Annotated in this window: 15 protein-coding genes; 8 read left to right on the forward strand and 7 right to left on the reverse strand. The window is 67.7% G+C overall.

The genetic code is table 11. From position 1 onward, the window contains the following. Positions 1-180: 180 nt before the first annotated feature. The 7 genes from AB0J62_RS19410 to AB0J62_RS19440 all read left to right on the forward strand — a co-directional run bounded on the left by AB0J62_RS19410 (position 181) and on the right by AB0J62_RS19440 (position 8,217). Positions 181-2,319 carry an alpha-galactosidase gene (locus tag AB0J62_RS19410; protein WP_363872360.1) on the forward strand — a complete coding sequence of 713 codons (2,139 nt, stop codon included), beginning with the start codon at positions 181-183 and terminating at the stop codon, positions 2,317-2,319. 33 nt (positions 2,320-2,352) lie between these two features. Beyond that, positions 2,353-3,297, forward strand: coding sequence for a sugar ABC transporter permease (locus AB0J62_RS19415; protein ID WP_238159875.1), 945 nt, complete (start codon positions 2,353-2,355; stop codon positions 3,295-3,297). Further along, positions 3,294-4,193, forward strand: coding sequence for a carbohydrate ABC transporter permease (locus tag AB0J62_RS19420; protein ID WP_363872364.1), 900 nt, complete (start codon positions 3,294-3,296; stop codon positions 4,191-4,193). The genes AB0J62_RS19415 and AB0J62_RS19420 overlap by 4 nt, the downstream gene beginning before the upstream one ends. A gap of 11 nt (positions 4,194-4,204) precedes the next feature. Next, a complete protein-coding gene (locus tag AB0J62_RS19425; protein WP_363872367.1) occupies positions 4,205-5,566 on the forward strand; it encodes a sugar ABC transporter substrate-binding protein in 1,362 nt (453 codons plus the stop codon). A gap of 194 nt (positions 5,567-5,760) precedes the next feature. After that, positions 5,761-6,336 (forward strand): DUF1707 domain-containing protein, encoded by a 576-nt coding sequence (locus AB0J62_RS19430; RefSeq protein ID WP_363872370.1) that lies wholly within the window; start codon positions 5,761-5,763, stop codon positions 6,334-6,336. Next, complete coding sequence (locus AB0J62_RS19435) at positions 6,333-6,746, forward strand: hypothetical protein (protein WP_363872373.1); 414 nt, start codon at positions 6,333-6,335, stop codon at positions 6,744-6,746. Before AB0J62_RS19430 ends, AB0J62_RS19435 begins: the two co-directional genes overlap by 4 nt. Continuing rightward, on the forward strand, positions 6,739-8,217 hold the full coding sequence (locus tag AB0J62_RS19440) for a multicopper oxidase family protein (RefSeq protein ID WP_363872376.1): 1,479 nt from the start codon (positions 6,739-6,741) through the stop codon (positions 8,215-8,217). The genes AB0J62_RS19435 and AB0J62_RS19440 overlap by 8 nt, the downstream gene beginning before the upstream one ends. 5 nt (positions 8,218-8,222) lie before the next feature. On the opposite strand, the gene AB0J62_RS19445 is transcribed toward AB0J62_RS19440, so the two are convergent. From AB0J62_RS19445 to AB0J62_RS19470, 6 genes are all read right to left on the reverse strand, one after another. Next, positions 8,223-8,426: a hypothetical protein gene (locus AB0J62_RS19445; protein WP_363872379.1), complete on the reverse strand. Its 204-nt coding sequence runs from the start codon at positions 8,424-8,426 to the stop codon at positions 8,223-8,225. A gap of 83 nt (positions 8,427-8,509) precedes the next feature. Continuing rightward, complete coding sequence (locus AB0J62_RS19450; RefSeq protein WP_363872382.1) at positions 8,510-9,610, reverse strand: sulfite oxidase; 1,101 nt, start codon at positions 9,608-9,610, stop codon at positions 8,510-8,512. An 80-nt stretch (positions 9,611-9,690) separates the two neighbouring features. Next, entirely contained in the window at positions 9,691-10,299 is a 609-nt protein-coding gene (locus AB0J62_RS19455; RefSeq protein ID WP_363872386.1) for a response regulator transcription factor, read from the reverse strand. A 10-nt stretch (positions 10,300-10,309) separates the two neighbouring features. Next, positions 10,310-11,446, reverse strand: coding sequence for a sensor histidine kinase (locus AB0J62_RS19460; protein WP_363872389.1), 1,137 nt, complete (start codon positions 11,444-11,446; stop codon positions 10,310-10,312). 25 nt (positions 11,447-11,471) lie between these two features. Beyond that, a complete protein-coding gene (locus AB0J62_RS19465; protein ID WP_363872392.1) occupies positions 11,472-12,206 on the reverse strand; it encodes an ABC transporter permease in 735 nt (244 codons plus the stop codon). Further along, positions 12,203-13,105 (reverse strand): ABC transporter ATP-binding protein, encoded by a 903-nt coding sequence (locus AB0J62_RS19470; RefSeq protein ID WP_363872395.1) that lies wholly within the window; start codon positions 13,103-13,105, stop codon positions 12,203-12,205. The genes AB0J62_RS19465 and AB0J62_RS19470 overlap by 4 nt, the downstream gene beginning before the upstream one ends. A gap of 225 nt (positions 13,106-13,330) precedes the next feature. On the opposite strand from AB0J62_RS19470, the gene AB0J62_RS19475 reads away from it, so the two are divergent. Next, positions 13,331-13,822: a DUF1269 domain-containing protein gene (locus tag AB0J62_RS19475; RefSeq protein ID WP_363872398.1), complete on the forward strand. Its 492-nt coding sequence runs from the start codon at positions 13,331-13,333 to the stop codon at positions 13,820-13,822. Here the strand turns inward: AB0J62_RS19475 and AB0J62_RS19480 are convergent. Next, positions 13,819-15,102 (reverse strand): twin-arginine translocation signal domain-containing protein, encoded by a 1,284-nt coding sequence (locus AB0J62_RS19480; protein WP_363872401.1) that lies wholly within the window; start codon positions 15,100-15,102, stop codon positions 13,819-13,821. The genes AB0J62_RS19475 and AB0J62_RS19480 overlap by 4 nt on opposite strands. Between the last annotated feature and the right edge of the window lie 16 nt (positions 15,103-15,118).

Below are 15,118 nucleotides of genomic sequence, written 5' to 3' on the forward strand. Positions count from 1 at the left end.
CCGCGCGGTTTGAGGTGGTGCTGTCGGCCGGCTGGGGGTTGGATAACGGTTACCAGGCTCTGGGCTGACAACGCAGGACAGTCGTAGGGTAATTACTTAACTTCGTGAAGCATTGACATTGTGGCTGACGAGGTAAATAGTTCCGTCCTGAAATCAATCAGAAAGCAGAGTGAATCAACAGTGTCGAACATCGAGATCCTGCAGCTCCGGGCCGCCGCGGTCAGCCTGGTGCTCGATTGCTCCGGCCCCGGCCTGCCGTCCGTCCTGCACTGGGGTGCGGACCTGGGCGAGCTGACCGAGAGCGCTCTGCTGGAACTACGCCGCGGCGCGGGTGCGGTCCAGGACGGCAACGGCCTGGACGAGAACCGCCCGATCGCGATCGTGCCGGAGTACTCGGCCGGCTGGTTCGGTATCCCGGGCCTGAGCGGGCACCGCGACGGGCACGACTTCTCCGCGAGCTTCCGGCTGACCGGCGTCGCGCAGACCGGCAACACCGTGCGGGTCGACGCCGCCGACACCGCGGCAGGCCTGGACCTCAAGCTCACCATCGAGCTGACCGACTCCGGTCTGCTGCGTGCCAAGGCGGACCTGACCAACACGGCCGCGACCACGTACACTGTCGACGGCCTGCTGCTCGCACTGCCGGTCCCCACTGAGGCGACCGAGCTGCTCGACCTGACCGGCAGGCACATCGGCGAGCGCCACCCGCAGCGCCACGCGTTCACCCAGGGCGCGCACATCCGCGACAACCGCCGCGGCCGCACCGGCGCCGACGCGACCCTGCTGCTGTTCGCCGGCACCCCCGGCTTCGGCTTCCGCGACGGCGAGATCTGGGCCGTGCACACCGCCTGGAGCGGCAACCACCGTTCGTACGCCGAGCGCGGCATGAGCGGGTACGCCGTCATCGGCGGCGGCGAGCTCTTGCTCCCGGGCGAGGGCCGCCTCCAGCCGCAGGGCACCTACAGCACCCCGTGGATCTACGGCTCGTACGGCGTCGGCCTCGACCAGGTCTCACACCGCTTCCACGACTACCTGCGAGCACGGGCGAACCACCCGAAGACCGAGCGCCCCGTCGTACTGAACACGTGGGAGGCCGTGTACTTCGACCTCGACCTCGACAAGTTGAAGGCGCTCGCGGACGCGGCCGCGGAGGTCGGTGCCGAGCGATTCGTCCTGGACGACGGCTGGTTCCGCGGCCGCCGCGACGACCACGCCGGTCTCGGCGACTGGTACGTCGACGAGGGGATCTGGCCGAAGGGCCTGCACCCGCTGGTGGACCACGTGAAGGGCCTCGGCCTGCAGTTCGGGCTCTGGGTCGAGCCCGAGATGGTCAACCCGGACTCCGACCTGGCCCGTGAGCACCCGGACTGGATCCTCGCCGCCGGCGACCGGCTGCCGCCGACCGCGCGTCATCAGCAGGGCCTGAATCTTGGTATACCAGCCGCCTACGACTACATCCTCGAGCGGCTCGACAGCATCCTGTCCGAGTACGACATCGCCTACCTGAAGTGGGACCACAACCGCGACTTCGTTGACGGCGGCAACCAGTTGACGGGCACGGCGGGGATCCACGAGCAGACGCTGGCGGTGTACCGGCTGATCGACGAGCTCAAGCGCCGGCACCCGGGCCTGGAGATCGAGTCCTGCTCGTCGGGTGGCGCCCGCGTCGACCTCGGCATCCTGGAGCGCACCGACCGCATCTGGGGCAGCGACAGCAACGACGCCCTCGAGCGGCAGACCATCCAGCGCTACACGCAACTGCTGCTGCCGCCGGAGCTGATCGGCTGCCACGTCGGCCCGCCCCGGGCGCACACCACCGGCCGGACGCAGACCCTGTCGTTCCGCGCGACGACGGCCCTGTTCGGCCATTTCGGCATCGAGTGGGACATCGCGTCGGCCAGCCCCGAGGAGCGCGCGGAGCTCAAGGGCTGGGTTGCGCTGCACAAGGAACTGCGACCGCTGCTGCACACCGGCCGCGTGGTCCGCGCCGACCGCGGCCCCGAGGATGTGCTCGTGCACGGGGTCGTCGCGCAGGATGGCGGCCGAGGCGTGTTCAGCGTCGTACAGGTGAAGCAGTCGGTGACATCTGCTGTCGGACGGGTCCGGCTGCCCGGCCTCGACCCGCAGCGGACGTATCGAGTCAACAAGGTCGCGACACCCGGACCCGAGTCGCGGTCCACCGCCTGGTCGGCCGACCGTGGAAGCGTGGAGCTGAACGGCGCCGCCCTCGCCTCGGTCGGAGTACTCATGCCCGTGCAATGGCCCGAGAGCGCGATCTTGCTGGAAGTTACAGCGCTGAGCTCTAACGCGATGGGGTAAGCCGCCCGATCGCCGACAGAAGAGGAGATCCCCGTGACCGCCACCACCAACGCACCACCCGACACGAGACGAAGTCACGGGGACTCCGGAGCACCGCCGGGGAAGCGGCGAAGCCTGGGAGACCTGAAGGTGGCGATGATCTTCATCGCCCCCGCCACCCTGGGCTTCGTCGTGTTCTACATCTGGCCGACCTTGCGCGGCGCGTACCTGAGCTTCACCGAGTACAGCTTGCTCTCGGCACCGAAGTTCAACGGCCTGGCCAACTACGACCGGATGATCCACGACAGCTTCTTCTGGAACGCACTCGGCGTCACGGTCGAGTACGTCGTGATCAACATCGGCCTGCAGACCGTCCTGGCGGTCGGGATCGCGATGCTGATGTACCGGCTGACCAAGTCGATCACGGTCCGCGCGATCATCCTCGCGCCGTACCTGGTCGCGAACGTCGTGGTCGCGCTGGTCTGGTACTGGATGCTCGACGTGCAGGTCGGCGTCGTGAACACGTTCCTGGGCTGGGTCGGGATCGACCCGATCGCGTTCTTCGGCGACTCGCACTGGGCGATCCCGACCGTTGCCGGGATCAACGTCTGGCGGCACATGGGGTATACCGCGCTGCTGGTCTTCGCCGGCCTCCAGACGATCCCGTCGTACGTCTACGAGGCGGCCGAGGTGGACGGGTCGACCGAGTGGAAGACGTTCTGGCGGATCACGCTGCCGCTGCTGCGGCCTGTTCTGGTGATGGTCCTGGTGGTCACCATGATCGGGTCGTTCCAGATCTTCGACACCGTCGCGGTGACAACGCAGGGCGGTCCGATCAACGCGACAAGAGTCATCTACTACTACATCTACGAGCGAGCGTTCACCCGGTTCGACTTCGGGTACGCGTCGGCGATGGCGCTGGTCCTGTTCGCGATCCTCGCGGTCGTCTCGCTGGTCCAGCTGCGGTTGCTGCGGGCGCGGGAGAGTGATCTCGCATGAGTCTGTCGTCTGGTTCGGTGCGGCAGGTAAGCGTCGGGCGCACCGTCGCCTGGGTCCTGCTGTTCATTCTGCTGATCGTCACGCTGTTCCCGTTCTACTGGATGCTGCGGACCGCGTTCTCCGACAACACCCAGTTGCCCGGTCACCCGAATTCGCTGCTGCCGGTGGAGACGACGCTCGGCGCGTTCAAGCGCGTGCTGGGGTTGTCGAGCATCGAGGAGGCGCAGGCCCAAGGCGGCTCCGGCGCGGCGGTCAACTTCTGGCTGTACCTGCGCAACTCGTTGGTCGTGGCAACCATCACGACGGTGTGCCAGGTGTTCTTCAGCGCGATGGCGGCGTACGCGTTCGCCCGGCTGCGCTGGCCGGGCCGGGACAAGGTGTTCGCATTGTTCCTGGCTGCGCTGATGGTGCCGCCGATCTTCACCGTGCTGCCCAACTTCGTGCTGATCAAGAACCTCGGCCTGCTGAACAGCTTCGCCGGCATCATCCTGCCCGGCGCGTTCATGACGCCGTTCGCGATCTTCTTCCTGCGGCAGTTCTTCCTCGGGATCAACCGGGAGCTGGAGGAGGCCGCGATGATCGACGGCGCGGGGCACCGGCGGATCTTCTTCGGGTTGATCATCCCGATGAGCGCGGCGCCGATCGCGACGCTGGCGATCCTGACATACATCAACTCGTGGAACGACTACTTCTGGCCGCTGCTCGTCGGTCAGCAGGAGAACGTCCGCGTGCTGACGGTCGCGCTCGGCGTGTTCCGCTCGCAGACGCCACAGGGCGGTCCGGACTGGGCCGGGCTGATGGCGGCGACGCTGATCGCGGCGCTGCCGATGATCATCCTGTTCCTGGCGTTCGCCAAGCGGATCACGAACTCCATCGGCTTCTCCGGGATCAAGTGAGGGACAGGCCCATGAATTCACTGATTTCACGACGCAATCTGCTGAAGGCCGGACTCGCCGCCCTCGCCGTACCGTCGCTTGCCGCGTGCAACAACGGCGCTGCGGCCCGCGGACCGGGCGAGGTCATCTACTGGCTGTGGGACTCCGCCCAGCTGCCGATGTACACCGAGTGCGCGAAGGTGTTCCACGAGCAGAACCCCCAGTACACCGTGACCATCGAGCAATACGGCTGGAACGACTACTGGTCGAAGCTGGTGACCGGGTTCATCTCGGACACGGCGCCGGACGTGTTCACCGGACACTCCTCGAAGTACCCGCTGTTCGCGGACAAGGGGCAGGTCCTGCCGATCGACGATTACGTTGCCAAGGACAACGTTGATCTGAGCATCTACCAGAAGGGTCTCGCCGATCGCTGGATCGGTGCCGACGGCAAGCGGTACGGACTGCCGAAGGACTGGGACACCGAGGTCTACTTCTACAACAGCGCATTCACCGAGGCGGCCGGGATCAGCACCGACCAACTCAACTCGATGACCTGGAACCCGCACGACGGCGGGACGTTCGAACAGATCGTCCGCCGGCTGACGGTGGACGCGAAGGGGCGTCGGGGTGACCAGCCCGGGTTCGACAAGGAGAACGTGAAGGTCTACGGACTCGGGTACGCCGATGCCGGCGGTGGTGACGGGCAGACCAGCTGGAGTTGGTATGCCGCGATCAACGGCTGGAAGTACTCCCAGGGCGAACCGTGGGGCACCAAGTTCTTCTACGGCGACCCGAAGTTCACCGAGACGATCGGATGGTGGCGGGGCCTGATCACGAAGGGCCTGATGCCGACGTACGCGCAGGCGAAGTCCGGCGTGGACGTGACGACCTCCTTCGGCGCCGGGAAGTACGGGATGACCCCGAACGGCTCCTGGATGCTCGGGACGTACGGCCAGCTGAAGCAGGTGAAGACGAAGCTGGCGCGGTTGCCGATCGGTCCGATCGGGAAGCGGATGTCGATGATGAACGGTCTGGCGGACACCATCTGGGCCGGGACGAAGCGGCGGGACGCGTCGTGGGCCTGGGTGAAGTTCCTCGGTTCGAAGACTGCTCAGGACATCGTCGCCAAGGCGGGGGTGGTGTTCCCGGCGGTGGCGGCCAGCATGCCGGCGGCGAAGGCTGCGTTCGCCAAGAGCGGCTGGGACGTCACGCCGTTCCTGGAGCCGGTCGAGGCGGGCGACGTGTTCCCGTACCCGGCCAACCCGAACGCCGCGGACGTGACCGCGGTGATGACGCCGGCGATGGAGTCGGTGATGTCGTTCGAGGCCGACCCGAGCTCGCTGGCGAAGGCGAACGACGACGTGAACAAGATCCTCGCGGTCAACACCTGAGGCAACAGCTGAGGGAACAGCTAAGGGTTGACCCTGGCCGGGCCTACGCCCGGGGGAGTACGTCGTACTGCGTCGGCAGGCGCAGGGTGCTCCTCCGGGGGTAGGTCAGGTGTCGCCGCTGAGGCGACGCGGAGACGGGGCCCGCGACGACAACCTTGGTGCCATCGGAGAACCGACGAGCATCGAGGAGAATCATGAGCGACGACAGGCCGGGCGGATCGATCCGCATCGGCGACAGTGAGCGCGAGGACGCGGTCAAGCGTCTGGGCGAGCATTACGAAGCCGGCCGGCTGAGCGCCGAGGAGCACTCCGAGCGGGTCGAGCAGGCGCTGAAGGCGCGCACGGGAGCGGACCTGGACGGCTTGTTCACCGACCTGCCGGGCGCACACCAAGCCGGCGACGCCGCCTTCGGCGGCGAAGGTGAGGGTGGCGCCGGTGAGGGATGGAGCGGGCCGTGGGGCTGGCGGAAGCCGCCGTGGACGGCGCCGGAAAACGCTGCCGGCGCAGCCGGGCCAGGCACCGGACCCGGACGGGGAGCTGGCTACGGAGCCGGTAGTGGTGGGCCGTTCGGGGGGCAGCGGCCGGAGTGGGCCAGGCGCGGGTTCATCGGGCGGGTTCCGTTGCCGTTGCTGCTCATGCTCGGCGTGATCGGCGTACTCGCGTCGTTCGGGTGTGTGGTGCTCGGCGGGCACCCGCCGTTCCTGCCGATCGCGTTGATCGTCGCCGCAGTGATCGTCATCCGGAAGCGTCGAATGGAGCGCCGGGCATGAGAAAGGTATATCGGGTACTCGGTCTGCTGATCGCGATCGCGGTCGTGCTGCAGATCGCCTCGATCGCGCTCTCCGGGTTCACGATCGCGAAGGATGCGGACGACGGGACCGCGATCGGGGCGGACTACAGCAACTTCGGGCAGAGCTACCACAGCATCGCCGGCACGGTGATCGGCCTGCTCGCGCTGGTGTTCCTGATCGTGTCGTTCCTGACCGACGTACCGCGGGGTCGCGTGCTGGCCGGGATCGTGTTCGGTCTGGTGGTCCTGCAGTTCCTGCTCGCGGTGGTGTCCTTCGGGGTACCGGCGCTGGGCGTGCTGCACGGGATCAACGGGCTCGCGGTCGCCGCTGTCGCGAGCATGGGGGCTCGACGGGCCGCCGTACCCAACCAGCCCGTGACCAGTGGCTGAGGCCAAGAAACGGCGGTGGGGCCGGCTGGTCGCACTCGGGATCACCCTGGCGGTACTCGTACCGCTGGGGTATCTCTGGGCGACCAGCCTGGTCCCGGGCTCGTACAACCCGGCGGAGATGGGGTACGCCGATTACGGCGGCGGCCCCTCGATGGATCAGTCGATGGATCACGAGCACCAGGCCGGCATGAGCGGGATGAGCGGGATGAGCGTCGCGGAGCTCACCGGGCCGAATACTGGTACACCAAATGTGAACGTGACGCTGACGGCGCGCAAGCAGAAGTTCCAGCTCGCTTCCGGGGAGACCGTCGACGGGTACACCGTGAACGGGACGTCGCCGGGTCCGCCGATCCGGGCGCGAGTGGGCGATCTGATCCAGGTGACGTTCGTGAACGAGTCCGTGCCGGACGGCGCGACGTTGCACTGGCACGGGATCGACGTACCGAACGCCGAGGACGGGGTCGCCGGGGTGACGCAGGACGCCGTACCGATGGGTGGGAAGCACGTGTACCGGTTCAAGGCGTCGGCGGCGGGGACGTACTGGTACCACTCGCATCAGGTGTCGGCCGACGAGGTGAAGGGCGGTCTGTTCGGCCCGATCGTGATCGCGCCGGCATCGCCTGGCGAGGTGATCGCCACCATCCACACGTACGACGGCAAGCGGACGATCAACGGGCACACCGGGACCTCGCGAGTCGACCTTCCGGCGGGTACGACGGCGCGTGTCAGGGTGATCAACACCGACAACGCGATCCTGCGGGTCGGTCTGGCTGGTATGCCATACAAGGTGGTCGCGGTCGACGGACGCGACGTACACGGGCCGACCGCGGTGACGGCTGCGTATCCGTTGGCGGCAGGCGGGCGTGTCGACCTGGAGGCCGTCGTGCCGGCCGGCGGGATGCGGTTGGACGCGGGTACGGCGTCAACGTCGCTGGGGATCGGACCCGCCGATCCACCTCAGGCGGAACTGCCGGGGAACAACGTCGATCTGCTGAGCTATGGCACGCCGGCGCCGCTCGGCTTCGACCCCGCGAAGGCGAACCGCAACTTCGAGTACCGGATCGGCCGGTCGGCGGGCTTCCTCGATGGCATACCAGGGCTGTGGTGGACGATCAACGGCCACAAGTTCCCCGACGTGCCGATGTTCATGGTCGCCGAAGGAGACATCGTCAAGATGAAGATCTCCAACACCAGCGGCCAGGCACATCCCATGCATCTCCACGGCCACCACATCGTCGTCCTGTCCCGCAACGGCGTCGCCGCCACAGGCTCACCCTGGTGGACCGACTCCCTCGAGGTCGGCAACAAGGAGACCTACGAGATCGCCTTCGTGGCCGACAACCCCGGCCTCTGGATGGACCACTGCCACAACCTCCCCCACGCCTCCCAAGGCCTGATAACCCACCTCATGTACGAAGGCATCACCACCCCGTACCAAATAGGCGGCCACGCCGACAACGAACCCGAGTAGCCGGGTCAGGAGGCCTGGTCGGTGAGGTACGTCGGCTCGCGATGTAGCGCGGCGAGGCGAGCGCAGGCGGCTTCGATGGCGGCTCGTTGGGTTGTGTAGGAGCCCCACCACAGCGGGTTGTCCGGCTGGGGGTCGAGTTGGTCGTCGACGTCGGCGTACCACTCGTCGAGAGTTCTGAAGACTCGCGCGTGTAGATGGTTGTCGTTCACCGCCACCACTCCTGGAGTGAGAACCGTGTACGTCTTCAGGATGTGACGCGGGTGTGGCGTTGGCGGTGAACGACACGCGGGTTTCAGGTGACCAGGACGGTGATGCGTTGCGCGGTGTTGTTGCTGAAGCCGCCTCGGTTCCACTCGGCTTCGATGGGTTGTTCGCGGCCGCTGGCGTCGTACGCGCGGACGGTGAGCACGTGTTCGCCGGGCGTTGCCTCCCAGTCGTAGGCGAAAGCGCGCCAGGCGAGTTCGTCGTTGCCGAGGGCATCCAACGTGGCTTCGTGCCAGTTGACGCCGGCGTCGGTGCTGACCTCGACGCGTTCGATCGGGGCCCAGCCGGACCAGGCCCGGCCGAACAGCGGAACGGTGCCTGCGGCAACGAAGCGATGGCGGCTCATGAAGTCCGGGAACCCGGGCGGCATCAGCAGCGCCCGCGGCTCGATGCGGGTCACCGGCCGGCCGGGATCGTCCAGATTCTGGCGGATCACGTAGGCCACCGCGTTCTGGAACCCCTCGAACTTGTGGTCGATCAGCTCGATCGACCGCAGCCACTTCACGCTCGCCATCCCGTACCACCCCGGTACGACCAGACGCAGCGGGTAGCCGTGCTGCGGCGGCAGCGGTGCGCCGTTCATCTCCCACGCGACGATCGCGCCCGACTCGATCGCCTCGGTCAGCGACAGCCCGCGCTGATAGTCCTGTACGACGCCACGCTCGACCCCGCGATCCGCGCCCGTGAACACCACGTCCACGGCATCCTCGCGGATCCCGGCCAGCCGCAGCAGGTCCGACAGCAGCACCCCGGTCCACTCCGCCGTACCGACCGCTTCCTGCAGCCAGGGCTGGCTGATCGGCCGCGGTTGCAACGTCGCCCGCCCGTTGCCCGCGCACTCCAGCGTGACCCGGATCGTCCGGCGTCCCATCGCGCGCAACTCGGTCAGCCCGAACGACAACGGTTGCTCGACGCACCCGTTCAGCTCGAGCCGCCAGTCGCCCGCATTCGTTGCCGGTATGTCGTAGTGCACCAGCACGTAGTGCAGTCCCGGCGGCGTCACGTCGTACCGCAGGCCTTCCAGCGGCATCCCGTGATTCCGTGCCGCGAGCTGCAACTCGTCGGCGGTGATCCCCTCACCCGTGTCCGCCAACCGCCCGCGGACGCTGAATTCCTCGATTGAATTCACAAATCCCACCCCCAAGAGACAACCCTAAACCCCCCGCCCCTCGCTCCGCTCGGGGAAGGGACCTCGGAGGTAGGGGCCGCCTACAACCAGCCGTTGTCGACGGCGATGCGGGCCGCCTCGGCGCGAGTGCGGGCGCCGGTCTTGCCGATCGCGGCGGAGAGGTGGTTGCGGACGGTTCCCTCGGACAGGTGCAGTTCTTTGGCGATGTCGGAGACGGTCCCGCCTTCACGCGCGGCGCGCAGTACGTCGGCCTCGCGGCCGGTGAGCGGGCTGGTGCCGGCGACGAGGGTCTCCGCGGCGAGTGACGGATCGACGACACGCAGCCCCTGGTGCACCCGCCGTACGGCGTCGGCCAGCTGCGTTGCGGGCGTGTCCTTGACGACGAACCCGGCCGCGCCGGCCTCCATCGCGCGGCGCAGGTACCCGGGCCGGCCGAAGGTCGTCACCATCAGCACCCGAACGCCGGGCACGGCGGTGCGCAGGGCAGCGGCCGCCTCGATCCCGTCCAGCCCCGGCATCTCCACGTCGAGCAGCGCGACGTCGGGCTGGGAGTTCTTCGCGGCATCGATCACCTCGTCACCACGACCGACCTCGGCCACCACCTCCAGGTCGGGTTCGAGGTCGAGCAGCGCGGCCAGGGCTCCACGCACCAGTGCCTGGTCGTCGGCAATCAGCAATCGGATGCTCACAGGTCCATCCTCACAGGCCGACCCGGACAGCCAACCGGAACCCGCCACCGGGTGCCTGACCGATCTGCACACTCGCACCGGCCTGGTCCGCCCGCTCTCGCAACCCGACCAGCCCGTGACCGGACGCGCCGCCGCCGGGCGTCGGGCCCTTCCCGTCGTCCAGTACTTCGATCTGCGTCGCCGTGAGCCGGATCGTGCAACGCTTCGCGCCGGAATGCCGTACGACGTTCGTCACGCCCTCCCGCACCACCCACGCGAACAGCTCCCGGTTCTGCTCCGGTACTTCGTCCACGGTGGTCGGGAGATCCGCCTTGACCTCGGCGGCCTGCAGCGCGGCCCGCGCCGAGACCAGCTCACCGGCCAGGCTCAGCTCGCGGTACCCGGCGACGGCGGCCCGTACGTCGGCCAGCGCGGCCCGCGCCAGGCTCTCGACGTCCGCGACCTCGGCGGCCGCCCGTGTCGGGTTGGCTTCGATCAGCTTGCCGGCCAGCTCCGCTTTCACGGTAATGACCGTGAGCGAATGCCCGAGAATGTCGTGCAGATCCCGGGCAAACCGGTTCCGCTCCTCCTGCACGGCCAGCTCGGCCATGTCCTTGCGGGCCGCGTTCAGCTCGATGCTGCGCTGGATCGCCCGCCGCAGCCCGAACACCGCGAGCGCACCGAGGAAGATCGCGAAGCCGTAGCTGCCGTCATCGGTCCATCCGGGCACGACCCGCATAGAGATCTCGGCGCCGGCCAGCAGGATCGCGACGAACGCGACGGCGGCGCGGAGGTCGAGCAGCATCATCGCAACCGACGCGATGTAGACCAGTCCCGTCAGGGCCGTCTGGCCGGCGGTCGGGATCATCAGCAGGCACAGCGTCAGCATCAGGATCAGATAGCCGACCTGCTGCCACACGGCCAGCAGGTGCTTGCGGGCCATCCGGCGCAGGATTCCGAAGAACCCCAGGTAGCTGGCCGCGAACAGGATCACCGTGAGGAACCCGAGGATCTGGCTGATGCCGTCCTTGCGCTCCGCGATCTTCTGCAGCGGCTGCGCCAGGTAGAACAGCCAGACCCCCGCGGCCAGCCAGCCCCAACGACCTGGACCGGCGCCGACTCGCTCGGCCATTCCGTTCAGGACGCTGGGGTCGCGGTTGGTCTTCACGGTGGTCACGCTACCGCTCGCGTCCTCAGGCGCGAGCGGTGTCGGCGCGGAACCGGCGCAGGCCGATGAAGCCGAGTACGACGGTCCAGCCGAGCACCACGAGCAGTGCCTGCGTGTCGACGCCGCCCTGCGTCAGGGCGCTGCGGGAGGTCAGCCCGGTCCAGTACGCCGGGGTCAGTTGCGCGATGTGCTTCATGATCGACGGCATCTGGTCGACCGGCAGCCACAGACCGCCGAAGGCCGCGATCAGCATCGTGCTCAGACCCGTGATCGGCTGCACGCTGTCCGGCTTGGCGATGTAACCGATGACCAGGCCGATCGCTGCGAACGGAAGGGCGCCCAGCCAGGACACCAGCGCGACGGTCATCCACTGGCCGAGGTTCAGGTGCACGTGGCCGAAGATCATTCCGAAGGCGAAGACGACGAGCAGCGGCGGGATCGCCAGCAGCAAGGACAGGATGACCTTGTTGACGACGTACGCCTGGGGCTTCAGCGGGGTCAGCCGCAGCGTCCGGTTCCAGCCGCCGTCACGCTCGGCCGCGATCACACCGCCGCTGCTCATCGCGGCGGACATCGAGCCGAACATCGCCATACTCACCATCACGTAGGCGATCGCGGAGATTCCGCCCTCGGTCGCGTCCTTCGGCAGCGTCATGCCGAAGATCCCGAACAGCACCAGCGGCATCAGGATCGAGAAAATCAGCACCCGGCGGTTCCGCAGGGTCCGGCGGATGTCGAAGATCAGGTAGTTGCGGTTCATGCCAGAGTCTCCTCTTGGGCCGCGCTGATCGCGAGGACGGCGTCCTCCAGGTCGGCGGACGTTACTTCGATGTCGTGGGCGGTGGTGTTGTCCAGCAGGTGCCGCAGCGTGTTGTCGGAGTCCGCGCACTGCAGGAGGACGACCTCACCGCGGGTCTCGACATTCCGTACGCCGGGCAGCGACGCGAGCGCGGCGAGATCGGCGCCGGGGATCGTGGCGCGGATGGTGCGGCCGGACACGCTCGCCTTGATCTGCGCGGCGGTGCCGTCGGCAACGACCTTGCCGTGGCGCATCAGCACGACGCGGTCGGCGTACGAGTCCGCCTCTTCGAGGTAGTGGGTGGCGAACAGGACCGTGCGGCCGCGGGCGGTCTCCTCGTGCATCGACGCCCAGAAGTCGCGGCGGGACTCGACGTCCATGCCGGTCGTCGGCTCGTCCAGGACGATCAGGTCGGGCTGCGGGATGATCGCCATCGCGAACCGCACCCGCTGCTTCTGACCGCCGGACAGCGCCTTCATGGTCCGGCCGGTGAGGTCGGCGATGCCGGCACGCTCGAGCGCCTCCTCGACGGGCATCGGGTTGTTGTGCAGCCCGGCGACCAGGTCGAGGAGTTCGCCGACCTTGGCGTCCTCGATGATTCCGCCGCTCTGCAGCATCACGCCGACCTGCCCCTGGGCGATCGCGTCGGTCGGCGTACCGCCGTACACCTGGACGGTGCCGTTGTCCGGCTTCACCAGGCCGAGCAGCATCTCGATCGTGGTCGACTTGCCGGCACCGTTCGGGCCCAGCAGCGCCACCACCTCGCCGGCCCGGATGGTCAGATCCACCCCGGCGACGGCCTGCACGCTCGCATACTTCTTGGTCACACCCCGCAGGCTGACCGCAGTCGTTGTCGTCATAGCCAGAAGCTTGTCCGAGGACGGCGTACACCCCCTGGATCGCTCGTCACGACCGATCCATGACATCCGTCAGCCCGTTCTCAGGGTCGGTTCTCAGGGGTGGTTCTCAGGGTGTTCACCGACCGCGCCAACTAATCGCCGGGACGGACCGTCCAGAGGTGAAAGGGGGTGGTTGAGGTGGTCGAACTACGGGCACGAGTGGGAGGGTGGCAGGGGAGGAGCGCGATGGCGACGTTGACGGTGTGGAAGTTCGAGAACTGGGACGGGGCCAACCAGGCGATCGGGACGCTCGAGAGCCTTGCCAAGCAGAAGCTGATCAAGATTCATGACGCCGCGACGGTGTCGTGGCAGCCGGAGAAGCGGCGGCCGCGGACCCGGCAGGTGCGGAACATGACCGGACCGGGCGCGGTCGGCGGGGCGTTCTGGGGAATGTTGTTCGGGACGATCTTCCTGATGCCGTTCGCGGGCGCCGCGATCGGGGCCGCGGCGGGTGCGGTGGCCGGCAGGCTCATCGACGTCGGGATCGACGACGACTTCATCAAGGAAGTGCGGTCCCAGGTGACGCCGGGGACGTCGGCGCTGTTCCTGCTGTCCAGCGACGAGGAGACCGACAAGGTCCGCGAGACCTTCCGGAAGACGAGGCTCCGGGCCAAGCTCATCCACATCAACCTGAGCGACGACCAGGAGACCGCCATCCACGAGATGTTCGGCGACTAGACATCAGGGTGCGCTGAAACGTAACTCTGGAAGGCGGTGTACGGCGGGTTGAGCGGCGTACCGTCCGCCTCGGTCAGACCCCACTGCGTGCCACCGTCCAGCTCGTAGAACATCCCCGACTGGAACGCCTCGGTGGTGCGATGGGCCCGGAACTCGGCCAGCTGCGTCTGGATGTACGACGCCCTGTGCGTCGTGCCCTGGTTGGGGTCCGAGTTCCACTCCGTCATCATGAACGGCTTGCCGTACCGCGCCTTCGCGTAAACGGGCAGGTTGAACGACGGCCCGGCGCCGTCGGTGCCGATGTGGAAGATGTCGCCGTCGCCCTCGTAGTTGTGCCAGGTCGTGATGTCCCAGCGGATCTGCGGGTACCCACCCGAGCCGTCCGGCTGAATCCCGTCCCACAGGGCATCGGCGGCGCCGATGTCCGACTTGCAGAAGTTGATGCCGCACAACGCCGACGGCTGGACCGTCTTCACGCCGTCGATGAGGCCCTTCATGAACCCGCGCATGATCGGCCAGTTCGTGTTGTTGAAGTCGATCGCCTTCGTGCCGGCGTCGGCGACGTGGCCCGGCAGGATGATGTACGGATCCCGGGTGAGCTCGTTGCCGCATTCGTACATCGTCACGCCGTACGGCGCGAACGCCTGCGCGACCTGGGTGCCGATCGCCCGCGCGGCGTAGTACGCGTCCGACTCGGATCCGTACGCCAACGCTCCGGCCCCGTCGCGTAGACCGGCGTCGATTACCGGGAACGTGTGCTTGCCGACGCTGCTCAGGTAACTGGCGATCGACGCGGCGGCGCCGATCGTGCTCGCGTCGCCGCCGGTGTTCACGCGGAACACGGAGGCGCCCAGCGAGGACATCCGGTCGGCGATGACGGCCGGCGAGAGCGCGGTGTCGTAGTGGCCGTTGACGCCGTACATCAGGCCGGCCGGAGCGGACAGGGCGATGCGCGGGTCGGTCACCTTCAACCAGACGTCGTTGAAGCAGACGTACCACTGACCGCCGGTGCCGCAGTGGTACACGCGCCCGCCGTACCAGAGCAGGACGCTGACGTTGTAGGTGTTGCCAACGGTTACGCCGTTGCGGTAGATCACCCCGCCGGCGACCGTCCAGACGGCGCCGCCGTTGTCGGTGATCGCAGTGGCCGACGGGATGGTCGTGCCGTCCGGCGAGGCGTTCGGCGAGTCGCCGGCAGACGCGATCGACGTGCCGGTGGCGGCGGTGAGAGCGGCGGCCCCGGCGGCTCCGAGGAAGGTGCGACGCGAGATCTGGTGCATGTGGAAGACTCCCGTC

It is taken from the genome of Kribbella sp. NPDC049584 (assembly GCF_040675555.1).
GTDB lineage: Bacteria > Actinomycetota > Actinomycetes > Propionibacteriales > Kribbellaceae > Kribbella.

Excerpts from the sequence above, each read along its gene's own strand:
- AB0J62_RS19480 (WP_363872401.1), bottom strand. The coding sequence starts at position 15,102 with ATGCACCAGATCTCGCGTCGCACCTTCCTCGGAGCCGCCGGGGCCGCC.
- AB0J62_RS19435 (WP_363872373.1), top strand. The coding sequence starts at position 6,333 with ATGAGAAAGGTATATCGGGTACTCGGTCTGCTGATCGCGATCGCGGTC.
- AB0J62_RS19475 (WP_363872398.1), top strand. The coding sequence starts at position 13,331 with ATGGCGACGTTGACGGTGTGGAAGTTCGAGAACTGGGACGGGGCCAAC.
- AB0J62_RS19430 (WP_363872370.1), top strand. The coding sequence starts at position 5,761 with ATGAGCGACGACAGGCCGGGCGGATCGATCCGCATCGGCGACAGTGAG.
- AB0J62_RS19465 (WP_363872392.1), bottom strand. The coding sequence starts at position 12,206 with ATGAACCGCAACTACCTGATCTTCGACATCCGCCGGACCCTGCGGAAC.
- AB0J62_RS19425 (WP_363872367.1), top strand. The coding sequence starts at position 4,205 with ATGAATTCACTGATTTCACGACGCAATCTGCTGAAGGCCGGACTCGCC.
- AB0J62_RS19420 (WP_363872364.1), top strand. The coding sequence starts at position 3,294 with ATGAGTCTGTCGTCTGGTTCGGTGCGGCAGGTAAGCGTCGGGCGCACC.
- AB0J62_RS19470 (WP_363872395.1), bottom strand. The coding sequence starts at position 13,105 with ATGACGACAACGACTGCGGTCAGCCTGCGGGGTGTGACCAAGAAGTAT.